This window comes from Methylobacterium sp. Leaf87, assembly GCF_001422775.1.
Lineage (GTDB): Bacteria > Pseudomonadota > Alphaproteobacteria > Rhizobiales > Beijerinckiaceae > Methylobacterium.
This window is the reverse complement of sequence record NZ_LMMI01000022.1, coordinates 21,698-44,249: the sequence shown is the minus strand read 5'-3', so window position 1 is coordinate 44,249 and position 22,552 is coordinate 21,698. Positions and strand designations below refer to the sequence as shown.

At 70.4% G+C, this 22,552-nt stretch carries 17 protein-coding genes and 1 pseudogene; 8 read left to right on the top strand and 10 right to left on the bottom strand.

Translation table 11 applies throughout. The features are described 5' to 3' along the window. The 7 genes and pseudogenes from ASF22_RS12405 to ASF22_RS12375 form a co-directional block, all read left to right on the top strand. Positions 1-541 (top strand): annotated as a pseudogene (locus tag ASF22_RS12405) (sugar transporter); the annotation flags it as partial. Between the two features lie 266 nt (positions 542-807). Further along, positions 808-1,893: a branched-chain amino acid ABC transporter substrate-binding protein gene (locus tag ASF22_RS12400; protein ID WP_056264711.1), complete on the top strand. Its 1,086-nt coding sequence runs from the start codon at positions 808-810 to the stop codon at positions 1,891-1,893. A gap of 136 nt (positions 1,894-2,029) precedes the next feature. Further along, the gene (dctP, locus tag ASF22_RS12395; RefSeq protein WP_056264708.1) at positions 2,030-3,139 is read left to right on the top strand and encodes a TRAP transporter substrate-binding protein DctP; all 1,110 of its coding nucleotides are present in this window, start codon (positions 2,030-2,032) and stop codon (positions 3,137-3,139) included. Positions 3,140-3,587: 448 nt separating this feature from the next. Next, the gene (locus tag ASF22_RS12390) at positions 3,588-4,985 is read left to right on the top strand and encodes a deoxyribodipyrimidine photo-lyase (RefSeq protein WP_056264704.1); all 1,398 of its coding nucleotides are present in this window, start codon (positions 3,588-3,590) and stop codon (positions 4,983-4,985) included. Between the two features lie 98 nt (positions 4,986-5,083). Next, on the top strand, positions 5,084-6,397 hold the full coding sequence (locus ASF22_RS12385) for a chloride channel protein (RefSeq protein WP_056264691.1): 1,314 nt from the start codon (positions 5,084-5,086) through the stop codon (positions 6,395-6,397). A gap of 122 nt (positions 6,398-6,519) precedes the next feature. Beyond that, on the top strand, positions 6,520-6,699 hold the full coding sequence (locus tag ASF22_RS12380; RefSeq protein WP_056168587.1) for a DUF1328 domain-containing protein: 180 nt from the start codon (positions 6,520-6,522) through the stop codon (positions 6,697-6,699). Positions 6,700-6,733: 34 nt separating this feature from the next. Beyond that, a complete protein-coding gene (locus ASF22_RS12375) occupies positions 6,734-7,615 on the top strand; it encodes an SDR family oxidoreductase (RefSeq protein ID WP_056264701.1) in 882 nt (293 codons plus the stop codon). 280 nt (positions 7,616-7,895) lie between these two features. Here the strand turns inward: ASF22_RS12375 and ASF22_RS12370 are convergent, their stop codons facing one another. The 5 genes from ASF22_RS12370 to ASF22_RS12350 all read right to left on the bottom strand — a co-directional run bounded on the left by ASF22_RS12370 (position 7,896) and on the right by ASF22_RS12350 (position 11,691). Beyond that, positions 7,896-9,575, bottom strand: coding sequence for a lysine--tRNA ligase (locus ASF22_RS12370; RefSeq protein ID WP_056264688.1), 1,680 nt, complete (start codon positions 9,573-9,575; stop codon positions 7,896-7,898). Between the two features lie 131 nt (positions 9,576-9,706). Further along, on the bottom strand, positions 9,707-10,027 hold the full coding sequence (locus tag ASF22_RS12365) for a hypothetical protein (protein ID WP_056264685.1): 321 nt from the start codon (positions 10,025-10,027) through the stop codon (positions 9,707-9,709). A gap of 75 nt (positions 10,028-10,102) precedes the next feature. Continuing rightward, positions 10,103-10,321, bottom strand: coding sequence for a hypothetical protein (locus ASF22_RS12360; protein WP_056168577.1), 219 nt, complete (start codon positions 10,319-10,321; stop codon positions 10,103-10,105). Continuing rightward, positions 10,321-10,506, bottom strand: coding sequence for a hypothetical protein (locus tag ASF22_RS12355; RefSeq protein WP_056168573.1), 186 nt, complete (start codon positions 10,504-10,506; stop codon positions 10,321-10,323). Before ASF22_RS12355 ends, ASF22_RS12360 begins: the two co-directional genes overlap by 1 nt. Positions 10,507-10,869: 363 nt before the next feature. Next, positions 10,870-11,691 (bottom strand): transporter substrate-binding domain-containing protein, encoded by an 822-nt coding sequence (locus tag ASF22_RS12350; RefSeq protein ID WP_082483679.1) that lies wholly within the window; start codon positions 11,689-11,691, stop codon positions 10,870-10,872. Between the two features lie 140 nt (positions 11,692-11,831). Between ASF22_RS12350 and ASF22_RS12345 the strand changes: the two genes are divergently transcribed. Beyond that, positions 11,832-13,685, top strand: coding sequence for a glycosyltransferase family 2 protein (locus ASF22_RS12345; RefSeq protein ID WP_082483678.1), 1,854 nt, complete (start codon positions 11,832-11,834; stop codon positions 13,683-13,685). Positions 13,686-13,744: 59 nt separating this feature from the next. On the opposite strand, the gene ASF22_RS12340 is transcribed toward ASF22_RS12345, so the two are convergent. From ASF22_RS12340 to ASF22_RS12320, 5 genes are all read right to left on the bottom strand, one after another. Next, positions 13,745-14,323: an SCO family protein gene (locus ASF22_RS12340; protein ID WP_056168470.1), complete on the bottom strand. Its 579-nt coding sequence runs from the start codon at positions 14,321-14,323 to the stop codon at positions 13,745-13,747. A gap of 378 nt (positions 14,324-14,701) precedes the next feature. Then, positions 14,702-16,195 carry a siroheme synthase CysG gene (cysG, locus tag ASF22_RS12335; protein ID WP_056264681.1) on the bottom strand — a complete coding sequence of 498 codons (1,494 nt, stop codon included), beginning with the start codon at positions 16,193-16,195 and terminating at the stop codon, positions 14,702-14,704. A 39-nt stretch (positions 16,196-16,234) separates the two neighbouring features. Then, on the bottom strand, positions 16,235-18,904 hold the full coding sequence (locus tag ASF22_RS12330) for a nitrate reductase (RefSeq protein WP_056264678.1): 2,670 nt from the start codon (positions 18,902-18,904) through the stop codon (positions 16,235-16,237). A gap of 254 nt (positions 18,905-19,158) precedes the next feature. Next, positions 19,159-20,757 (bottom strand): sulfite reductase subunit alpha, encoded by a 1,599-nt coding sequence (locus ASF22_RS12325; RefSeq protein ID WP_056264675.1) that lies wholly within the window; start codon positions 20,755-20,757, stop codon positions 19,159-19,161. Then, positions 20,754-22,541 carry a NirA family protein gene (locus tag ASF22_RS12320; protein WP_056264672.1) on the bottom strand — a complete coding sequence of 596 codons (1,788 nt, stop codon included), beginning with the start codon at positions 22,539-22,541 and terminating at the stop codon, positions 20,754-20,756. Before ASF22_RS12320 ends, ASF22_RS12325 begins: the two co-directional genes overlap by 4 nt. Between the last annotated feature and the right edge of the window lie 11 nt (positions 22,542-22,552).

Sequence of the window (22,552 nt, the reverse complement as noted above, 5' to 3'; positions counted from 1 at the left end):
GGTGCCCGTCAACGAGACCTTCGTGCGGCTCTCGCGCGGCAACCTCACCGCCACGGTGCCGCTCACCACCGTGGTCTCCAACCCGCGCGAGAACATCTTCCTGCGCCCCAGCGACGTCCTGACCCTGGTGCGCGATCCCCAGACCTTCCTGGCGGTGGGCGCGCTCGGCAACTCCACCGAGATCCCGTTCCAGGCCGAAGGCATCACCCTCGCCCAGGCGCTCGCYAAGGCGCGCGGCCTGTCCGACTTCCAGGCSGACCCGGCCGGCACCTTCATCTTCCGGTTCGAGCCGGCCGCCGTGGTGCGCCGGCTCAAGCCCGGCAGCCCGCTGCTGGGCACGCCGCTGGTRCCCGTGGTCTACCGGATCAACATGCGCGACCCCAACAGCCTGTTCCTCACCCAGGCCTTCCGCATGCGCAACCGCGACCTCGTCTACGTCTCCAACGCCCCCTTCACCGAGGTTCAGAAGGTGCTGTCGGTCTTCTCCACCGTCACCGCGCCCGTCGCCGCCGGTGCCTCCCTCTACGCCACCGCCCGCTGAGAGGACGATGCGAGCCGGAGCGGTCTTCCACGGGGCGATGGTCCGCGGCGGGTTCGCCCGCTGCGGAGCGCGGCACGAATCCAGACTTGCGTTCTCGTGCGGCTTCCCGCACGGGTCGGGCGGTCCAAGGGGTGCGAGCCCCGCATTGTCTTCGGTAGATCCGCTGAAACCTTCCTGAGGTCGAACGAGGCGTGAGACGGGGCGAGACGAGGTTCAGACGCGCGACCCGGCGCCTCGGGCTCGATGGGCGGTGGGCGGCCGGCCTCCTGCTGTTGAGCCTCGTGCCGGTGAGCCTCCTGCCGGCCGGGGCCGCGCGGGCGGACGTCGTCATCGGCGTCGCCGTGCCGCGCTCGGGCGCCTACGTGGCGGTGGGCGAGCAGGTTCTGCGCGGCGTCCAGGCTGCGGCCCGCGATGCCAACGCGAAGGGCGGCCTCGACGGCCAGACCATCGTCCTCGACGTGCAGGACGACGCCTGCGATTCCAACAAGGCCGTGGCGGTGGCCAACCACTACGCCGCGCAGGGCGTGCGCCTCGTGGTCGGCCATGTCTGTTCCAACGCCTCGCTCGCCGCTTCGGAAGTCTACGCCGCCAACGGCACCCTGATGATCACGGCGGCGTCCGTGGCCGCCAAGCTCACCGATCGCGGCCTGCCGACGATCTTTCGGGTCTGCGGGCGCGACGACGACCAGGCCAAGCTGTCGGCGACGATCCTGGCCGAGCGCTTCCGCGAAAAGAAGATCGCCATCCTCAACGACCTCACGCCGGGCTCGCGCAACCTCGCCGCCGCGACGAAGGAGAACCTCAACCGCATCGGCATCAACGAGGCCCTCGCCACGGCCTTCGCCTCCAGCGACGCCGACGACGCGGCGCTGGCCGACCGCCTCAAGGAAGCCGGCATCGCGGTGGCGTATTACGGCGGGGACGCCCGCGAGATGGGCCGTCTGGTGCGGATCGCGGCCGAGCGGGGCTACAGGCCGCAATGGTTCGGCACCTCGGCCATCGCCACCCAGGAATTCGCCACCATCGCGGGACCGGCCAGCAACGGCGTGCTGATGACCTTCTACCTCGACCCGCGCCGCAAGCCCGAGGCGGCAGCCGTGGTCGCCGCCTTCAAGGCCGAGGGCGTCGAGCCCGAGGGCTCGACGATCTACGGCTACGCCGCCCTCCAGGCCCTGGTGGCGGCGGGCAACTTCGCCCACAGCCAGGATTCCAAGCGCCTCGCCGCGACCCTGCATGCCGAGCGCTTCGACCTCGTGCTCGGTTCCGTCGGCTTCGATGCCAAGGGCGACGTCACGGCGCAGGGCTACGTTCTCTACGTCTGGAACGACGGGACCTTCGCTTACGCCAAATGATCCCGGCCCCGATGATTCTTCGCCAAATGACCCGGTACGGGATCGTTTCGGGCGCGTCCCCGTTCGTGAACCGATGGCCGGACGGGCCGCCCGCGCCGATTCTCCGGTGCGTGGATCGATTGTGAAGCGAGGCGTCATGCCCCCACCCCTCTCCGGACGCGCCCTCCCCCGGCGCGCCCTCCTCGCCGCCGGTCTCGGCGGTGCGGCGGCCGTCGCCGCGCCCGCCCTCGCGCAAGGGGCGCCGGAGCTGCGCTGGCGCCTCGCCAGCGCGTACCCCAAGGGCCTCGATATCCTGTACGGCGCTGCCGAGACCCTGGGCCGCCTCGTGGCCGAGGCGACCGACGGCCGTTTCCAGATTCAGGTTCAGGGACCGGGCGAGCCGGTGCCGGGGGACGGAATCCTCGATGCCGTCGCGGCCCGCACCGTCGAGATGGGCTATGCGCCCGCGACGCAAGGGGTGGCGAAGGACCAGACCTTCGCCCTCGCCACCGCCATCCCCTTCGGCCTCAACGCCCGGGGCCAGTCCGCGTGGTGGCTCGACGGCGGCGCCGCCGACCTGTTCGCCGAGATCTTCTCCCGCAACGGCCTCGTGGCCCTGCCGGGCGGCAACACCGGCGCGCAGATGGGAGGCTGGTTCCGCAAGGAGGTGAAGGCAACGGCCGATCTCCAGGGCCTCAAGCTGCGCATCGCCGGCCTCGGTGGCCAGGTCCTGGCCAAGCTCGGCGCCGTGCCGCAGGCGACGCCCGGTCCGGAGATCTACGGCGCCCTCGAAGCCAAGACCCTCGATGCCGCCGAATGGATCGGCCCCTACGACGACGAGAAGCTCGGCCTCCAGAAGGTGGCGCCGATCTACCATTATCCGGGCTTCTGGGAGGGCGGCGCTCTCATCCACGTCTGGTTCAACGCCGAAGCGTGGAAGGCCCTGCCGAAGGCGTATCAGACGATCCTGCGGTCTGCGGCCGCGCAGGTCCACGCCGAGGTTCAGGCCCGGTACGATGCGCGCAATCCCAAGGCCCTGCGCCGCCTCGTCGCCGCCGGGGCGCAGCTGCGTCCGTTCCCCCAGGAGGTGATGGAAGCCGCCTTGAAGGCGTCGACGGATGTCTACAACGAGATCGCGGGCAAGAATCCGGACTTCAAGCGCATCTACGAAGCGATGCGGACCTTCCGGAACGAGGAATACCTCTGGTTCCAGGTCGCCGAGTACACCTACGACAACTTCATGATCCGCGCCCGCGCGCGGGGATGACTTCACGATCCGCGCCCGCGCGGGGGGACCTGCATCGCGCCGAAAAAAAGGCCGCTCCGAAGAGCGGCCCGAAGTCTAGGGAGGAAACGCCCAAGAAGGGCAACGGGAGCGCGACGCCATCGCGTTCCCGCAATGCACAATCTGATCCTCCCGCTCGGAAATGCAAGGCCGTTGGGGCAGCACCCCTGTCGCTTTTCGTGCAACCCGACGCGTTGTAATCCGCCTGTCTCCAAAATGTCGCAGGCCCCCGGTGGCGTCCCTGCAACTTCGCCGAGCCTCATCGAGACGGGCGGGGCCAGCGTCAACGCCATGATACCAAGGGGTTTTTCGAGCGCGACAAAGACCGGTCCGCGGTGCGGATCTGGCCGAAGGCCGTGCTGATCCGCCGCCGCCGCGCGTGTCGCCGAGGCTCTACATTTTCAGCACCACACGGGACGCGGCGGGCACGATGACGATACAGGCAGGGCGAATCAGGGTGTTGAACGATGTGGAACCCCGCGCGGACGGGGCCTACGTCGTCTACCTGCTGCAGCAGGCGAATCGCGCCCATTTCAACCCGGCGCTGGAATACGCCGTCGCGGAGGCCAACCGCCTCGGCGTGCCGGTCGTCGCGTGCTTCGGCCTCCTCGACGGGGCCAACGGCTTTCCCGAGGCCAACGCCCGGCACTATGCCTTCCTGCTGCAGGGCCTCGCCGACGCCAGGGCCGGGTTCGACCGGCGCGGGATCGGCTTCTGCCTGCGCAAGGCCTCCCCCGCCGAGATCGCCATCGACCTCGCCCGCGACGCCGCCCTGCTCGTCCTCGACCGCGGCTATCTCGCCATCCAGAAGCGCTGGTACGAGGAGATCGTGGCGGCGGTGAAGACCCGCATCGTCCAGGTCGAGGGCGATGTCGTCGTTCCCGTCGAGGTGGCCTCGACCAAGCACGAATACGCCGCCCGCACCCTGCGGCCGAAGCTCAACCGCCTGTTCGACGACTATATCCTCGGCCTGTCCGAGCGCACCGTGAAGCACAGGGCCGGACGCGGCCTGCCGAAGGCCGAGATCGACATCGCCGACCCGGACGCGGTGCTGGCCGGCATGACCCTCGACCGGGACGTTCCCCCGGTCAAACGCTTCACGGGCGGCGAGACGGAAGCGCGGCGGCGCCTCAAGGCCTACCTCGCCGGCCCGTTCGCCACTTACGGGGCCGAGCGCAACAAGCCCGAGGCGGGCGCGGCCTCGCACATGAGCCCCTACCTGCATTTCGGCCAGATCTCGCCCGTGGAGATCGCGCTCGCCGTGCGCGCCGCCAGGACCGGCGGGGACGACGACAAGACCGCCTATCTCGAGGAGCTCATCGTGCGGCGCGAGCTCGCCATGAACCACGTCCACTACACGAAGGGCTACGAGTCCTACGCCGACGCGGTGCCCGAATGGGCGCGCAAGACCCTGGCCGAGCACGCCGACGATCCGCGTCCGCACACCTACACCGAGGCCGAACTCGCCGCGGGCGAGACCCACGACGTCCACTGGAACGCGGCCCAGGCCGAGATGCGCGAGACCGGCTACATGCACAACCACCTGCGCATGTACTGGGGCAAGAAGATCCTCGACTGGTCGCCCTCCCCCGAGGAAGGATTCAGGCGCACCCTGCGCCTCAACAACCGCTACTTCCTCGACGGCCGCGACGCCAATTCGTTCACCAACGTCGCCTGGGTCTACGGCCTGCACGACCGCCCCTGGGCCCGGCGCAAGGTCTTCGGGACCGTGCGCTACCAGAGCGAGAATTCCTTGAAGAAATTCGACGCCAAGGCCTACCTGAAGACCGTCGCGGAGCTGTGCGTGGCGGAAGGCGTGAAGGCGTGATGCAAGGCGTGATTCGAGAGGGGTGATGCAAGGCGGGCCGGCGCCGGGTATGCGCCTTGCCTGAGGCGCCGTGCGCCGCAACGCCGGATCCCCCACCCATGCCGTCCCGTTCCCGCATCCGCCCCGCCATCACACGTTTGCGCAGTGGGGCCGTCGATGCCTTCGCGGTCTGGCGGCGGCGGCTGCTGTTCCTCCTCGGCGGCATCGGCGTCGGCCTCGCCGCCGTCTTGATGGCCAAGCTCGCCGATGCGGCGCAGGAGGGATTCCGGATGATCCTGTCCCTGTCGCCCTGGATGGCCCTCGCGGTCACGCCCGTGGGGTTCGGCCTGTGCACCTACCTCGCCCGCACGGTGTTCCCGAATTCACAGGGCTCGGGCATTCCCCAGGTGATCGCGGCGCGCCACACGGCGACGGCGTCCCTGCGGCGGGCCCTGGTCTCCCTGCGCACGGCCGCGGGGAAGATCGTCGTGATGGCGCTCGGGCTGCTGTTCGGCGCCTCCACGGGACGCGAGGGCCCGACCGTCCAGGTCGGCGCGGCGATCATGGCCGCCGTCGGCCACCTCACCCCCAATCGCCAGCCCGGTCTCATCCTCGCCGGTGGGGCCGCCGGGGTTGCCGCGGCCTTCAACACGCCCATCGCCGGCATCGTCTTCGGGATCGAGGAACTCGGACGCGCCTACGAGGCCCGGACCGGCGGACTGATCGTGGCGGCCATCGTGGCGGCCGGCCTCACCGCCCTGGCGATCACCGGCAACTACACCTATTTCGGCACCACCGACGCGGCCCTCCCGTTCGGCCCCGGCTGGATCGCCGTGCCGGTGATCGGCGTCCTCGGCGGGCTGACGGGCGGCGTGTTCGCCCGCGTCGTCATCCTGTTCGCCCGCGGATTGCCCGGGCGTCCCGGCGCCGTCATCGCGCGCCGGCCCATCGTGTTCGCGGTGGCCTGTGGCCTCGGTGTCGCCCTGTGCGGCCTCGCCTCGGGCGGCGCCGTCTACGGCACCGGCTACGAGGAGGCCCGCACCCTCCTCCATGGCGCCGGTGGCGGCGCCCTCGATTTCGCGCCCCTGAAGTTCCTCGCGACCCTGTTCTCGGCCATCAGCGGCATTCCGGGCGGTCTGTTCGCGCCCTCCCTCAGCGTCGGGGCCGGCCTCGGCGCCGTGTTCCAGGGCGCCTTCCCGGGGGTGCCCGTGGCGGCCCTCGTCCTCGTCGGCATGGTGGCCTACCTCACCGGCGTGCTCCAGGCGCCCATCACGGCCTTCGTCATCGTCACCGAGATGACCCAGGGCCACGCCCTGATGATCCCCCTCATGATCGCCGCCCTCATCAGCGACGCCGTCTCGAAATCCATCTGCCCGGAGGGGCTCTACCATGCCCTGGCCGCGGGCCTGCTGGCGCGGGCGGAGAACCGTTAGGCCGGCTGATGCGGCCCGACGACCGGGCCGACCCCGGACGCCCGACCGAATCCGCGAGCTTGGCGGGAACGGAAGCGTGACCGCAGGGTTATCGCTCGTTCCCGCGTGCTGGAGTGCTGCGCATGACCCTGTTGAAATGGGCCCTCATCTGTTTCCTGATCTCCCTCGTGGCGGGTGGTCTCGGCTTCACCGGCATCGCCTCGGGCGCGGGCTCCCTGGCGCGCATCCTGTTCGGGCTGTTCCTCGTGGTGGCGATCGTCATCGTGGTCGTGGCCTTCGCCGTCGGGCAGGCGGTCTTCTGATCCCGTGGCGGGCGGCATGACCGGCGCGGCGCCGATGCGGGACCGGATCTGCCTCGTCACGGGCGCGACCTCCGGCATCGGCTTCGAGACGGCCCTCGGCCTCGCCCGAAGGGGCGCCCGGGTCGGCCTCGTCGGTCGCGATGCCGCCCGCACCCGTGACGCGGTCGGGACGATCCAGGCGGCGGTCCCGGGTGCACAGGTCGATGCCTTCGTGGCGGACCTCTCCGCACAGGCTGAGATCCGGCGTCTCGCCGGCGAAGTCCGGGCGCTTTATCCGCGCCTCGACGTGCTCGTGAACAACGCCGGCGCGATCTTCGACAGCCATCGGCTCACGGAGGACGGGATCGAGCGCACCTGGGCGCTCGATCATCTCGCCTATGTGTGCCTCACCCTCGAACTTCTCGACCTGCTGAAGGCGAGCGCGCCGTCGCGCATCGTCAACGTCGCCTCGGCGGCGCATACCCGCGGGCGCATCGCCTTCGACGACATCGGCCATGCGCGCGGCTTCTCCGCCATGACGGTGTATTCCCAGGCCAAGCTCGGGAACGTGCTGTTCACCAAGGCCCTCGCCCGCCGCCTCGACGGCACGGGCGTGACGGTGAACGCCCTGCATCCCGGGGTCATCGCCAGCGGGTTCGCCGGCGGCACCGGGGGCTGGTTCGGTTTCGGCTGGCGCCTGATCCGCCCGTTCATGGCTTCGCCGGTCGACGGCGCGGCCACGTCGATCCACGTGGCGAGCGCACCGGAGCTCGCGGGTGTGACGGGACTCTACTTCGCGCGCTCGCGTCCGGTGGCGACCTCGCGCCGGGCCGCCGATCCCGATCTGCAGGAACGGATCTGGCACCTGAGCCTCGACCAGCTCGGTCTGCCTTCGACGGCCGCGTCATCCGGAGCGGCGGGGACCGGACGGGTCTGAATGCATTCCGCGCATACCCATCCCCCCATTCGGGGGCGTTGTAGGGTGCAGTGCAAAATGGCATCTCAGTCACATGCACCGCAGCGATGGCGTCGCCGCGGTGTGCCCTTCTTGGGCGTTTCCTCCCTAGACTTCGGGCCGCTCCCTCACCGGGGCGGCCTTTTTTTGTCTTCGGTGGAGCGGCTTCTAGCCTCCCGGCCCCCTGGCGACAAGCACAATGATGCGCCGGCCGCCGAAGGGGTGGTGTTTTGTTGCGCAATTCTTCGTGCGGGCAGCCGATTCATGCTTCCGTGGGCACGAAGGCCCCCGACAGGGCCTCCGCGATGAGCGCCCGCGTCTCGGCCACGCCGTAGAGGGCGACGAACGAACCGAAGCGGGGGCCGCGCGCCTCGCCGAACAGCACGTTGTAGATGGTGGTGAACCAGGCCTGCGACACGCCGGGCCGTCCGTCCGGGCTCTTCGCCTTGCCCGAGAGGTCGGGAAAGTGCCGCCGCCCGACCTCGTACACGATGGCCTGGAGCCCTTCCGGATCGGTCGAGCCCTCATGCGCCGCCAGGGTCTCGGACAGGTCCGAGAGGGCGGCCGCTTCCGCCTCCGTCGCCGCCCGGTAGGTCTTCTGCGGCCGCACCACGTCCCGGAAATACGCGAGTGCGTGGCCGACCAGCCGGGCGAGGACCGGATGGGTCTGCGGGCCGACATCCGGATCGTAGCGGCGGATGAAGCCCCACAGCACTGCCGGATCTTCGGTGTTGGCCACCGCCGCGAGGTTGAGGAGCATGGCGAAGTTGAGCGCACCGCCCTTGCCGACCGCCTCGGCCGCCGGCGGCCGGCCGGCGTGCAGGTGCCAGACCGGGTTGCCGAGCTGCTGCGCGGGTTCCTGGCCGGGAAACTTCTCGAGGAAGCCGAGATAGTCGTCGACCTGGCGCGGGATCATCTCCACGAACAGGCGCTTGGCCTCGCGGGGCTTGTTGTACATGAACAGCGCCAGGCTGTCGGCGGTGCCGTAGACGAGCCAGTCGTCGATGGACAGGCCGTTGCCCTTCGACTTCGAGATCTTGCGGCCTTCACGATCGAGGAAGAGCTCGTAGTTGAAGCCCTCCGGCGGTTCGCCGCCGAGGGCGCGGGCGATCTCGCCCGACAGCTTCACCGAATCGATCAGATCCTTGCCGGCCATCTCGTAGTCAATGCCCAGCGCCACCCAGCGCATGGCCCAGTCGGGCTTCCATTGAAGCTTGGCATGGCCGCCGGTCACGGGGGTCTCGTAGGCCTCCCCCGTCTTCGGGTCGCGCCACACCAGGGTGCCGGCGCCAGACCGCACCTCGTCGATGGCCACCTGCATCACCTCCCCGGTCACAGGGTGGATCGGCAGGAACGGCGAGTAGCTCGCCGAGCGCTCGGCGCGCAGGGACGGCAGCATGATCGCCATCACGGCCTCGTAGCGGTCGAGCACCGTCAGCAGGGCCGTGTCGAACAGCCCGGCCTTGTAGCATTCGGTCGCCGAGCGGAACTCGTAGTCGAAGCCGAACGCGTCGAGGAAGCGGCGCAGCTCGGCGTTGTTGTGCGCGCCGAAGCTCTCGTGGGTGCCGAACGGGTCCGGCACCTTGGTGAGGGGCTGGTTGAGGGCCGCGATGAGCATCGGCTTGTTCGGCACGTTGTCCGGCACCTTGCGCAGGCCGTCCATGTCGTCCGAGAACGCGATGAGCCGCGTCGGCACGCTGTCCTTCGTCAGCACCCGAAAGGCGTGACGCACCATGGAGGTGCGGGCGACTTCGCCGAAGGTGCCGATATGCGGCAGGCCCGAGGGGCCGTAGCCGGTCTCGAACAGCACTTCGCTTTTTGGGTTTCGCTCGAGCCGTGCCAACAGCTTGCGCGCCTCCTCGAACGGCCACGCGGTGGCGGAGACGGCGGCCTCTATGAGGGCGGGGTCGAGGGCGAGCGGGGACGAAGTCGAGGACGACATGAGGCCGGGGTTCGGTTCCAGTGAGCGCCTTGGCGGAAGGGCGTCACCCTAAGCGGGATTGCGCCGGCAGGCCAACGCAATCCCGTCATCGAACCCCTGAAGCGTGCGGACCGGTTCCGGCGGCGGGCGCTTCAGCCGTTCTGCTGACGCGTGAGGCTGCTCGCGTCGCCGGACGTATCGGTCATGGGGCTCGTGGATCCGCTGACGTTGTCGCCGCCCGTGGCCGCGGCGCCCACGTCGTCGGCCAGGCGGTTGCCGACGTGGTCCTGATACTGCTCGGTCTGGACGTTCTTGCTGTCGAGGCCGCGCTCGTCGCTGTGCTGGGCCTTGTCGCGATTGCTCAGGACCATGTTTTCCGGGAGGATGCCCTCCGGGAGATCGGTCATCGCGCCCGTTCCGGAGCTCTTGCCTTGGGTGCCGGGCCCCATCTTGTGCTTGTTCGCGTTCGCCATGCTGCGCTCACTCTCTCATTCGGCTTCGCCCCGGGACGAATCCGCGCCGGGGCAGATCGCGTTGGGGGAACGATGTCAGTGCGACCGGGCGGGACTGTTGCCGTCCGCGTCGTGGGCGTGGTGACGGTCACGTTCTCCGCCGCCGCCCGAGACGTGGGACTTGGCATCGCTGGTCGGGCTGCCGGGATTCGAGCCGTCACGCGTCTCCGCTTGCGGCTTGCTCGCGTCCTGGTGACTGCTGCCGGGGCCGCCGTGATGCCGGTCGGCGGCAGGTGTCTTCTTCGAGGTGCTCATTACCGATCCTGCTGATGGCCCTGATGGGTGGTGTTCACCTTGGAATTGCCGGCCTGACCGATCGTGTCGGGGTTCCGGGTCTGGCCCGAACCCTTGGGCCCGGTGGCGAGGGGGGCGTCGGGTGCGCTTCCGGGCCCCTTGTCGGACTGGTTGGCCGGGGGGACGGGCGGTGCCTTGGTGGTCATGCGGCCTCCTCTGGGCATCGAACGGGTGATGAGGACTCAACCGGACTGTCGCGCGCCGGTTCCGGATGCACTGGTCTTCGCGGTCGCGCCGCAAGACTTCGCGGCGAACGGCGAAGGACCGGCTCCGCTGGCGATGCATCGCCTTCCGACAAGGCTGTTATGGCGAAGCTATGGTCCGGTAGAAGTTGCGGACCTGATCGCGCCTTGTCGGGCGATGACGTAATGTCGGCCGGTGTGAGCTTGCTGTAAGTCGTCGTTTTGAGGTGCGATACGCATCGGATGCGCGCGATACCCTTGGGATGCGCGCGATACCCTTGCCGGGAGCGAGTTCCCCGGGCAGAACGGTGCCGTTCGCGGAACGCCCTAGAACGGACTGACGGGGAAGAACCTGAGGTAGAGTTCGGCGTACTTGCCGTCGTCCCACACCCGTTGCAGGGCGTCGTCGAGGGCGCGGGCCAAGGCCGCGTCGTCGGGTCGGGTGACGAGGCCGATGCCCTCGCCGAAATAGCGGTTCTCGAGGTAGTCGCCGCCGACGAGGGCGCAGCACTGCGCCGATTCGATGCCGCCGACCCACAGGGCGAGGTTGAGGCCGTCGGCGAAGACGTACTCCACTTCGCCGCGCCGCAGGGCGCCCTCGGCGGCGGCGAGATCGTTGAAGTCGCGCGCCTGCGCCTTGGGGAAGAACGCCTTGAGGTAGGCCGCGTGGGCGCTGCCCGCGACCACGCCGACGCTGCGGCCGGCGAGGGCCGTGGCGGAGGGGACGGGCAGCGCCTTGTCCGTGCGCGCCGCGAACCGGCCCGGCCAGCGAAAGTACGGCCGGGTGGCCAGGAACCGCGCCCGCAGGGCTGGCGTGAGCGGGATGGCGGCGGCGACCACGTCGCCCTGCTTGTCGGCCAGCGCATCGAGCAGCGTGTCGAAGCGCCGGGCCTGGACCGTGCAGGTCAGGGCGAGTTTCTCGCAGACCGCGCGGGCGAGCTCCACCGAGAAGCCCGTGGGCGTGCCGTCCGGCCCGGGGAAGTGCAGGGGCGGGAACTCGTCGTCCGTGAGGAAGCGGACCGTGCGGCTCGTCTGGGGCGCGTCGATGCGCTCCTGGCGCGCGCGCGGGTTCCAGAAGTTCGGGATGGCGACCCCCTGTCCCGGCGCGGGAGGCGTCTGCGCGTCTGCGCGTCCCACCAGCAGGGCCATCGCCACGGCGAGGACCGCCGGAGAAATCCAGCGCGTCCTTGACCTCGGGGTTGTATTCGTGGTGCGCTGGTTGTGCGCGGACGCGGTCTGGCTCACGCCGTCTCCCTAGCACGTTCTCGAGCCGCCGGGAGACGCTCCCGTTGTCGATCCTCGGTTTACCCTTCGTGTCGCAGGCCGGCGTCTCGCCCCTGCCGCCCGACCTCGCCTTCCTCCTGGATCACGGTGTCGATCCGGCAGCCCTGGCCAAGGCCGCCGACCGCGCCCGCGCCTGGGGCACCGACGGAGCCTCCGCCCTTCTCGCGTCGGGCACCGTCACGGAGGAGGCCTATTACCGGGCGCTCGCGGCCGAACTCGGCACCCCCTTCCTCGCCGGCGCGATCCCCCTGGGGCCCGGCGCACGCTACCCCGAGAGCGTGGTCGCCGGCGTCGCCCCCCTGCTGCCGGGCGCGCCGGCCGCCTTCGTCCTGGCGCCGCGCGGCGCCGCCATCGCGGAAGTGCTGGGCGGGCGCAGCCCCATGGGTCGGATGCCGGCGCTGACCACGCCGCGCGCCCTGCGCGAAGCCGTCTTCAGCGCCAACCCCGCCGGCATCGCCGCCGCCGCGGCGGATTCCCTTCAGGTCCACCGGCCCGACTGGGCGCTGAAGGCCCGTCCCATGGGACCGACCCTCGCCATCGCCGGCCTGATCGCCGGACTCGCGGTGGTTGCCATGGTCGAACTTCCGCCCACCCTGGTCGTGGGCCTCTGGACCGCCGTCCAACTCGTGCTCCTCGCCATGGTGACCCTGCGGGTCGCCGCCGTCAGCGTCGAGGCGGAGGGCGTGGCGGCGGACGCGTGCCTGGCCGATGCCGACCTCCCCGTCTACACGGTGTTCGTCGCCCTCCACCGGGAGGCGGCCGTGGTCCCACGCCTCACCGCGGCCCTCTCGGCCTTCGACTATCCGGCGGCCAAGCTCGACATCAAGTTCGTGATCGAGGCGCACGATGCCGAGACGGCCGCCGCCCTCGCCGCCGCAGCCCTGCCGCCCGGGGCGGAGATCGTGGTGGTGCCGCCCGGCCTGCCGCGCACGAAGCCGCGTGCCCTCAACTGCGCCCTGCCCCTCGCCCGCGGTACCTGCCTCGTGGTCTACGACGCCGAGGACGTGCCCGATCCGGGCCAGCTCCGCGCCGCCGCCGCGCTGTTCGCCCGCAGCGACCCGAGGACGGCCTGTCTCCAGGGGCGCCTCGTCATCGACAACCAGCGCGACGGCCCGCTGCCGAAATGCTTCGCCCTCGAATACGCCGCCCTGTTCGATGTACTGATCCCGGCGCTCGCCGCCTGGAACGTACCGATTCCGCTCGGGGGCACGTCGACGCATTTCCGGACCCACATCCTCCGGGCCGTCCACGGCTGGGATGCGTGGAATGTCACCGAGGATGCCGATCTGGGCCTACGCCTCGCGCGGGCGGGCTACCGGGTCGGCGACCTGCCGAGCAGCACCTTCGAGGAGGCTCCGGCGCGGCCCGGCGCATGGCTGCACCAGCGCGCCCGCTGGATGAAGGGCTTCATCCAGACGAGCTTCACCCACGGCCGTCAGCCGCGCGAGACGTTCCGCCAACTCGGGGCGTTCGGGACCCTGGCCGCCATCGCCCTGGTGCCCGGTACCGTCGTCTGCGCCCTCGCCTACCCGTTCCTGATGGGGCACGCCGCCTACCGGTTCGTGTTCGCCGGGGTCGAACCCGTCGCGGGATTCTGGAGCAACCTGCCCACCGGCACGGCGGTGACGGTGTTCGTGTCCGGCCTCCTCGCCATGCTGCTGCCGGCCGCCCTCGGCTGCGTGCGCCGGGGCTGGTGGGACCTCCTGCCCTACGTGCCCCTGATGCCGGCCTACTTCCTCCTCGTCAGCGCCGGTGCCTGGCTCGGGCTCGTCGAACTCGTCCTCGCCCCCGACCGCTGGAACAAGACCGAGCACGGCCTGTCGCGCAGCTCCCGCAGCGGGGCGCTGCACCGAACCTGACCCTCAGCCCCAAAAGTGAACGCCGGTTTTCGGGAGAAGCCGATGCGGAGACAGAGCGCTCACAGCATCTTGGCGAGGTCGGCGGCGGCGGCCTCGGGCGGCTTGGTCAGGTTGAGGGCGTTGAGGAAGCGGTTCTGGCCATCCATCACGTAGACCAGGGCCGTGTGCTCCATGGTGTAGTCGCCGTCCTTGGTCGGCACCTTGCGGACATAGGCGCGGTAGCCCTTCACCGCCGCGGCGATCTCCTCCGGCGTGCCCGTCAGTCCGACGATGCGCGGGTCGAAGCTCGCCAGATAGGCTTTCAGGGCAGCGGGCGTGTCGCGCTCGGGGTCGACGGCGATGAACAGGGCCTTGGTGTCCTGGCCCTTCGGTCCCAGTGCACGGAGCACGTCGCCGATCTGCTGCAGGGTCGTCGGGCACACGTCCGGACAATGGGTGAAGCCGAAGAACACGAGATGGGTCCGGCCGGTGAAATCACGCTCGGTGACGCGGCGCCCGTTCTGATCCGTGAGGGTGAACGGTCCGCCGACGGTGCTGGTGGCGACGACGTTGGCCTGGGGCACCAGAACGAACACGGCGGCGACGCCCAGGGCGACGAGGCCGACGGCGAAAAAGATGAGCGGCAGAGCGCGACGCATGGGACACCTTGGCGGGGGATTCTCTGGGCGACCCTCGAGACCGATCCGGAACCCGAAGCCGCGAATCCCGAATCCGGAATTCTCAGGTCTGCAAGACCACGCGACCGGGATTCGGGCAACCGGCCCCGGCGTCGCGCGCGATATGAACGGGCTCGCTCCGGTCCCGACGCCGCGGATCTCCACAGGGTCACCACCGGAGCAGAAGGGCCCTGTGGGCGATGGTTCTTGGGGACGATGGGTTCTCGGGGACGATAGCTTCTTGGGTCGCGGTGCTTCACGTCTCCGCTGGCGGGGACTTCGCGATCATGGGGAATGCGGTTCGGAGCCCGATACGTTCGCCGTGGCCGAACTGAACGCCGCGCCGCAACTGGGCGCCCGTCAGATCGCGAGCTTGTCCGGCTCGGCCATCGCGGGGGCGGCCTGCGCACTCGTCCGACGCAGCGCCTCGCCGACCATGAGGAGCGCCGGCCCCTCGTGGCCCGAGGCCTCGACGCGGTCGGCGAGGTCGATGGCGCTGGCTTCCACCACTGTCTGGTTCGGCCGGGTGGCGTTGAACACGAGAAGCGCCGGGGTGCCGGGGGCGAGGCCCTCGGTCATGGCGCGCTCCAGCAGCACGCGCAGGGTCTTCTTCGGCATGTAGACCACCGTGGTCACGCTCGGATCGGCGAGGGCGCCCCAGTTCAGGTCCTCGGGCAGCGCCCCGCGCCGGTCGTGGCCAGTGACGTATTGCAGGCGCCGCGCCGCGTCGCGGTTGGTGAGCGAGATGCAGAGGGAGGCGGCCGCTCCCTGCGCCGCCGAGACGCCGGGCACGATGGAAACGGGGATGCCGGCCTCGCGGCAGGCGTCGATCTCCTCGCCGGCCCGACCGAACACCAGGGGGTCGCCGGATTTCAGGCGCACCACCTGCTTGCCGGACTTGGCGAGCTGCACCATCAGGGCGTTGATGTCGTCTTGGCGGCAGGAGGGGCCGTGCCCGGTCTTGCCCACCAGCATGGTGCGGGCCTCGCGGCGCGCGTAGTCGAGGATCTCGGGCGCCACGAGGTCGTCGTAGAGGATCACGTCGGCATTGCGCAGCGCCCTGAGCGCCTTGAGGGTGAGGAGTTCGGCGTCGCCCGGTCCGGCACCCACCAGCGTGACGGCCCCGCCCTTCGGCGTGGCCTCGGTCTCGCCCAGCAACTCGGCGAGATCGGTTGCGGTCGGCGCCCGGTCCGGCTCGGCGAAGGCGCGGTCGGTGAACCGCTCCCAGAAGGCGCGGCGGTCCGAAAAACCGTGGAAGCGGCCGGTGACTTCCTCGCGCCAGTCGCGGGCGGCGCCGATCCAGGCCTTGAAGCCGCGCGGCAGCATGCCCTCGATGCGGGCGCGCACGGTCTGGCCGAAGACCGGGGCGGCGCCCTCCGTCGAGATGCCCACCACCATGGGCGAGCGGTTGACGATGGCGCCGAACTTCACGTCGCAGAGATGCGGGCGGTCGACGGCGTTGACGATGGCGCCCGCTCGGCGTCCGGCGGCAACGAAGGCGATGCAGTCGGCCTCGTCCTCCATGGCGCCGATGACGAAGGCCGCGCCCTGGAGGTCGGCCTCCGCCCACTGACGCGCGTGCAGGGTAACGGAGCCGGCGACGATTTCGCCCGGCACGGCGCGAAGTTCCTCGCTCGGCTCGGGGGCGTAGACGTCCACGTCCGCCCCGGCGGCGGCCAGCAGCTTCACCTTCCAGGGCGCGCCGCCGTTGGAGCCGGCCAGCACCGCGCGTTTGCCCTGCAACGGCACGAAGACCGGCAGGACGGCCAGGGGCTCGAGGCCGGCGGCATTGGCGCCGCGGGCGGATTCGGGACTGGCGGGGCGGGTTTCGCGGGGCTGGCGAGGTGTGCTCATGGATCTCGGATCGGGGTCCTTCGTACCCACAAAGTGAGCCTATGCTGCGTTGCGCGCAAGCGCCTGCGGCAGCAGCTTGCGGATCTCGGGGATGCACGAGCCGCAATTCGTTCCGGCCTTGCAGGCGACGCCGACGGCTTCGACGGAGCCGGCGCCGGCCGCGATCACGCCCGCGATCACGTCGAGGCCGACGCCGTGGCAGGCGCAGATCGTCGGACCGGCCGAGGCCGTCTCGGCCCGGCCCGAGAGCAGGGCGCGGCGGGCGGCGGGCTCGATCTCCTCGGCGGCGAAATACGCCTTGGCCGCCTCCCAGCTCGGTCGGGCCTCGCTCGGGGCGAGCGCCAGGCAGGCGACCAAGCGAACTCCGTCATAGACGGCGCAGCGGTAATGCCCCCGCGCGTGGTCGGCGTACTCGGCGAGTTCCAGGCCCTGGAACAGGCCGCGCATCATCAGGGCGACGGCGCGCGAGCTCTCCTGGGTGGCGAAGTGCAGGCCGGACCCGCCCTCCACCGTGGCGCGCGCCCACCACCAGCCGGCGGGCGGGGTATGCGCCTCGCGGATGAGCAGGAAGCCGCGATTGCGGTAGGGCGCTGGGCTCAACGCGGCCGGCGTCGCCTTGAGTTCGGGCTGGCCCGAGACCGGGTCCGGCACGCCGCGCACCAGGGCACCGACGCGGGCATCCGACGCGGTGGCGTCGCTCCAATGGAAGGCGGCGAAGAGATCGCCCCGGCGCACGCCCTCCGTGACCATCGCCTCGAGGATCGCGGTGCCGTGGGGCGTGGAGACGCGGGCGAGATCGCCCTCCGCGACGCCGAGCCGCGCGGCGTCGTCGGGGTGGATCTCGACGAAGGGCACGGCGCGGTGGGCCGAGAGGCGCTGGCTCTTTCCCGTGCGCGTCATGGTGTGCCAGTGGTCGCGCACCCGGCCGGTGTTGAGGACGAAGGGGTGTTCCTCCGTGACGGGCTGGGCCAGGGCGGGCGCCTGCACGGCGACGAAGCGGGCACGCTTGTCGAAGGTGTAGAACTGGCCGTCGGCGAACAGGCGGGCCCGGCCCTTGCCGCGCTTCGGCAGGGGCCATTGCAGGGGGGGCGTTCCCGCATAGGTCGCATCGGGCATGTCCGCGAGGGCGCCGATGTCGAAATCGCGGGTGCCGTTGTTCTCGTAGGCCGACAGGGCCGCGTGCTCGCGGAAGATCGCGGCCGCGTTGGGATAGGCGAAGGCCTCGCCGTGGCCGAGGCGCTTGGCCACGTCCGCGATGATCTGCCAGTCGGCCCGCGCCTCGCCGGGCGCCTTGAGGAAAGCGCGCTGGCGCGAGACCCGGCGCTCGGAATTCGTCACCGTGCCGTCCTTCTCGCCCCAGGCCAAGGCCGGCAGCAGCACGGTCTTCTTCCCCGTCGCCCGGGCGGTGTCACTGTCGGCCACGGCCTCGGAGACCACGTAGAGGTCGAGGCCCTTCAGGCTCTCGCGGATGGCGTCGGCCCGGGGCATGGAGACGACGGGATTGGTGCCCATCACCCACAGGGCCTTGATCTTGCCGCGCGCCACCGCCTCGAACAGGGCCACCGCCTTCATGCCCTCGCCGGTGATGATGTTGGGCGCCTTCCAGAACCGGCGGACGCGGTCCACCTCCTCGGGGGCGAAGTGCATGTGGGCGGCGAGCATGTTCGCGAGCCCTCCGACCTCGCGCCCGCCCATGGCGTTGGGCTGGCCGGTGAGGGAGAACGGCCCCGCGCCGGGCCGACCGATGCGACCGGTGGCGAGATGGCAGTTGATGATGGCGTTGCCCTTGTCGGTGCCCTGCGCCGACTGGTTCGCCCCTTGCGAGAAGGCCGTGACCACGCGCTTCGTACCGGCGAACAGGGCGAAGAACCGGGCGACATCGGCCTCGGCGAGGCCCGTCGCGGCGGCGGTGGCGGCGACGCTCGGGGCGATGGCGGCGGCGCGCTCCAGGGCGCCGTCGAAGCCGCTGGTATGGTCGGCGACATAGGCCGCATCGACGGCGCCGGTGGCGGCGAGATGCACGAGCAGGCCCGAGAACAGGGCGGTGTCGGAGCCGGGCGCGAGGCCGAGGAACAGGTCGGCCTCCTCCCCCGTCTGGGTGCGGCGGGGATCGACCACCACGAGCTTGGTGCCGCGCTTGGCGCGTGCGTCGATCATCCGGCGGAACAGGATCGGGTGGCACCAGGCGGTGTTGGAGCCGACGAGCACGATGACGTCGGCCTCGTCGAGGTCCTCGTAGCAGCCCGGCACGGTGTCCGAGCCGAAGGCGCGCCGATGGGCGGCCACGGCGCTCGACATGCACAGGCGCGAGTTGGTGTCGACGTGGGGGGTGCCGAGGAAGCCCTTCGCGAGCTTGTTGGCGACGTAGTAATCCTCCGTGAGGAGCTGGCCCGACAGGTAGAAGGCGATGGATTCCGGCCCGTGCTGCGCGGCGATCTTCTGCAGGGACCCCGCGACGGTGCCGAGCGCCGATTCCCAGCTCGCGCGCGCGCCGTCGACCTGCGGATGGAGCAGGCGGCCGTCCAGGGAGACGGTCTCGCCCAAAGCCGAGCCCTTGGAGCAGAGGCGGCCGAAATTGGCCGGATGCGCGGTGTCCCCGGCGATGCCGACCCCGCCCTGCCCGTCCGGCGTCGCGAGTACGCCGCAGCCGACGCCGCAATACGGGCAGGTGGTTTTGACGGGGGCGGGCGCCTGGACGTGCGCGTTCATGGCGTGATCCTCGGCGGGGTTTTTTGTCAGCATGGATGGGAGCAAGAGTCGGGCCTGAAGCGCCGGCCAGCCCTCCTCCCCCTTGTGGGGAGGAGTTGGAGGTGGGGGGGTCGGGTGCCCCTCATGCTGCGGGGTCTGGCGGAACCGCCCCCACTCCTAACCTCTCCCCACAAGGGAGAGAGGGACGCGCCCGTTCTGAAGAGCGCCAGATATGCGGAGTTCGATAGCCCACGGCGCCGGGAGGGTTTTGCCTCTCAGTACACGTCGGCCTGATACCGCCCGGTCTTCTTCAGATGGGCGAGGTAGGCCACGGCCTCGTCGGGGTTCTTGCCCCCGTGTTGGCTGGCGACGTCGATGATCGCCCGCTCCACATCCTTGGCCATGCGCTTGGCGTCGCCGCAGACGTAGAAATGGGCACCGCCCTCGAACCACTTCCAGAGTTCGGCGCCGTTCTCGCGCATGCGGTCCTGCACGTAGGTCTTTTCGCCGCCGTCGCGGGACCAGGCCAGGGACAGGCGGGTGAGCAGCTTCTTGTCCTTCAGGGCGTTGAGCTCGTCCCTGTAGAAGAAGTCGCTCGCTTGGCGTTGGTGGCCGTAGAACAGCCAGTTGCGGCCCGGCGCCTGCGTGGCGTCGCGCTCGCGCAGGAAGGCGCGGAACGGCGCGATGCCGGTGCCGGGGCCGACCATGATCACGTCCTTCGACCGGTCGTCGGGCAGGGCGAAGCCATGCGCCTTCTGGAGGTAGACCTTGACCTTCATGCCCTCGGGGATGCGCTCGCCGAGATGGGTCGAGGCCACGCCCAGCCGCAGGCGCGAGCGGTGGCTGTAGCGGACCGCGTCCACCGTGAGGGAGACCCGGCCGGGATCGGCCTTCGGCGAGGACGAGATCGAGTAGAGCCGGGGCTGCAACTCGTCGAGGGCTTCGAGGAACACCTCGGCGTCGGGCCGCGCGCCGGGGAACTTGTGGAGCGCGCCGAGCACATCGAGATGGGCGGCGTCGCCGTCCGGATCCTCGCCGGCGGCGAGCGCCTGGGTCTTCTTGCGCGCCTCGCCCGAGGTGAGGAGGGAGAGGAGCTGGTAGAGCCCGTCGGGCGCGCCGCCCAGCGCATAGTCCGTGAGCAGGCAATCCCGCAGGGTCTTGCGTCCGATCCTGCGCTCGGGACGGGCCCCGAGCTCGGCGATGACCGCGTCGACCAGGGCCGGGGCGTTGGCGGGAAACAGCCCGAGGGAGTCGCCGACCACGTACTCAATGGGCGTGTCGGTCAGATCGATCTCGACGTGCCAGGTTTCCTTCTCGCCCCCAGGCGCGTTCAAGCGGAGCCGAGACAGGAACGTCGCCTCCACGGGGTTCTCGCGGCAGAAGCCGAGGGGGCCGAGGGTCGGTTCGGCCTTGGGCGCGGCGTCGCCGGCGGTCTTCGGGGCGGCCCCGCCGCCGGCGCCGAACTCCTCGTCGAGCTTCTTCAGCATCCGGAGCGTGTCCTTGCCGCCGGGCTGGCACAGGTTCAGGCGCTCCTCGCTCTTGAGGAAGATGGCGTTGGCGTAGTCGGCGCAGTTGTAGCCGCACTGGCCGCAATCCTGCTGCGCCATGGCGGCCATGAGCTTCTGCGCCTCGGGCCGTTCACGCGCGAGCTCCATCCGGTCGGGCAGGGGCATCGACGGGTCGTGCCACGGCGCGTCGTCGTTGTCGGCGAGCTTTTGGCCGCCGCCCATGTCGCCGGGGGCCAGCGCCGTGGCGCCCTCGACGGCGGGGCCCAGAAGGGCGGCGAAGTAGCCCGACAGCCACGAGCGCTGGTCGGGGTTGAACGGGGCGTTCTCGGGGATGAGAACCAGCGGGGGCGTGACGTGCTCGCTCATGCGGCTGCCTTCAGGACGGGTTGCTCTTCGGCACTGTGGCGCAGGGATTCGGGACCGGTGCGCAGGGTGAAGGCCTGGAAGCTCTCCTGCGGGCCCTCGCGGCTGCCGAGGTAGCTGCGTAGGAGCGCCTCGATCCGGGCCGGGCAATCCTCGGCCTTCACGGCCTTCCAGATCTCGGTGCCGATCTTTGGGCTGTCGCCGAAGCCGCCGCCGACGACGATGTCGTAGCCCTCGACGGTGTCGCCCTCCTCCGAGACCACCACCTTGGCGCCGATGAGCCCGATGTCGCCGATGTAGTGCTGGGCGCAGCTATGGTGGCAGCCCGTGAGGTGCACGTTCACCGGCACGTCGAGTTCCTTGAGGTTGGCCTCGATGTAGTCGGCGATGACGAGGGCGTGGCCCTTGGTGTCAGAGGCGGCGAACTTGCAGCCCCGGTTGCCCGTGCAGGCGACGAGACCGGCGCGGATGCTCGACGCCTCCGTGGTGAGGCCCAAGGCGGCGACCCGTGCCTGGACCTCGGCCACCTTCGCGTCGGGAACCCCGGAAAACAGGAAGTTCTGCCAGACGGTCATGCGGATGGCGCCGTCGCCGCATTCGGTCGCGATGCTGGCCAGATCCCGCATCTGGTCGGTGGTGAGCTTGCCGACGGGCAGGATCACGCCGATCCAGTTGAGGCCGGGCTGCACCTGGGCGTGCACGCCCACATGTGCGAAGCGGTCCATGGGGCCGCGCGGGGCGACATGGGCGGGATCGACGCGGTCGAGTTTGCGGCCGAGTTCGTCTTCGACGGCGGCGAGGTACTTGTCGAAGCCCCAGGCGTCGAGGACGTACTTCATCCGGCTCTTGTTGCGGTTGGTGCGGTCGCCGTTCTTGATGAAGACTCGCAGGATGGCGTCCGCCACCCGGTTGCAATCCTCGGGCTTCAGCACGACGCCGGTGTCGCGGGCGAGATCGCGGTGGCCCGAGATGCCGCCGAGCACGAGGCGCATCCAGATGCCGGGCGCCACGGCGGCGCCGTCGAGAACCCGGATGGCCTGGAAGCCGATGTCGTTGGTCTCCTCCAGCACCGGCATGACCCCGCCGCCGTCGAAGGCGACGTTGAACTTGCGCGGCAGGCCGAACAGCGAGCGGTCGTTGAGGATGTGGTTGTGCCAGGATTTGGCCAGCGGCCGGGTGTCGAGCAGTTCCTGGGCGTCGATGCCGGCGACCGGCGAGCCGGTGACGTTGCGGATGTTGTCGGCGCCCGCGCCGCGCGCGGTCAGGCCGAGGTCGATGAGGCCGTCGAGGAAGGGCTGGCCGTGCTCGGGCGTGATCTCGCGGACCTGGAGGTTCGCCCGGGTGGTGACGTGGCTGTAGCCGCCGCCATGGGCGTCGGCGAGATCCGCGATGCCGGCGAACTGCCAGTGCTGCAGGATGCCGTTGGGGATGCGCAGGCGGCACATGTATGAGTTCTGGGCCGGGGCCACCCAGAACAGGCCGTGATAGCGCCAGCGGAAATTGTCCTCCGGTTTCGGGGCCTTGCCGGTGGCGGCCTCCGCGATGAGGCGGTTGTGGCCGTCGAAGGCGTTCTCGGCGCGCTTCCACTTCTCCTGGTCGCAGAGCTTGCCGCCGGCCTTCACCGTGGCGTCCTGGGCCTTGATGTGGATGGCGTCGGGCCCAGTGGGTTCGGCCGGGGGGGCGCTTGCCTGCCCGAGGGCGAGGCCGCCGGTGAGGCGGGCCGCGGAGATGCCGGAGGCGAAACCTTCGAGGTAGCGCTTCTGCTCGGCGTTGAAATCGTCAGCCATGAAAGCCTCCG

Excerpts from the sequence above, each read along its gene's own strand:
- ASF22_RS12350 (WP_082483679.1), bottom strand. The coding sequence starts at position 11,691 with ATGGCCCTGCTGGTGGGACGCGCAGACGCGCAGACGCCTCCCGCGCCG.
- ASF22_RS12320 (WP_056264672.1), bottom strand. The coding sequence starts at position 22,541 with ATGGCTGACGATTTCAACGCCGAGCAGAAGCGCTACCTCGAAGGTTTC.
- ASF22_RS12380 (WP_056168587.1), top strand. The coding sequence starts at position 6,520 with ATGACCCTGTTGAAATGGGCCCTCATCTGTTTCCTGATCTCCCTCGTG.
- ASF22_RS12360 (WP_056168577.1), bottom strand. The coding sequence starts at position 10,321 with ATGAGCACCTCGAAGAAGACACCTGCCGCCGACCGGCATCACGGCGGC.
- ASF22_RS12390 (WP_056264704.1), top strand. The coding sequence starts at position 3,588 with ATGACGATACAGGCAGGGCGAATCAGGGTGTTGAACGATGTGGAACCC.
- ASF22_RS12375 (WP_056264701.1), top strand. The coding sequence starts at position 6,734 with ATGCGGGACCGGATCTGCCTCGTCACGGGCGCGACCTCCGGCATCGGC.
- ASF22_RS12385 (WP_056264691.1), top strand. The coding sequence starts at position 5,084 with ATGCCGTCCCGTTCCCGCATCCGCCCCGCCATCACACGTTTGCGCAGT.
- ASF22_RS12355 (WP_056168573.1), bottom strand. The coding sequence starts at position 10,506 with ATGACCACCAAGGCACCGCCCGTCCCCCCGGCCAACCAGTCCGACAAG.
- cysG (WP_056264681.1), bottom strand. The coding sequence starts at position 16,195 with ATGAGCACACCTCGCCAGCCCCGCGAAACCCGCCCCGCCAGTCCCGAA.
- ASF22_RS12365 (WP_056264685.1), bottom strand. The coding sequence starts at position 10,027 with ATGGCGAACGCGAACAAGCACAAGATGGGGCCCGGCACCCAAGGCAAG.
- ASF22_RS12340 (WP_056168470.1), bottom strand. The coding sequence starts at position 14,323 with ATGCGTCGCGCTCTGCCGCTCATCTTTTTCGCCGTCGGCCTCGTCGCC.
- ASF22_RS12370 (WP_056264688.1), bottom strand. The coding sequence starts at position 9,575 with ATGTCGTCCTCGACTTCGTCCCCGCTCGCCCTCGACCCCGCCCTCATA.
- dctP (WP_056264708.1), top strand. The coding sequence starts at position 2,030 with ATGCCCCCACCCCTCTCCGGACGCGCCCTCCCCCGGCGCGCCCTCCTC.
- ASF22_RS12330 (WP_056264678.1), bottom strand. The coding sequence starts at position 18,904 with ATGAACGCGCACGTCCAGGCGCCCGCCCCCGTCAAAACCACCTGCCCG.
- ASF22_RS12325 (WP_056264675.1), bottom strand. The coding sequence starts at position 20,757 with ATGAGCGAGCACGTCACGCCCCCGCTGGTTCTCATCCCCGAGAACGCC.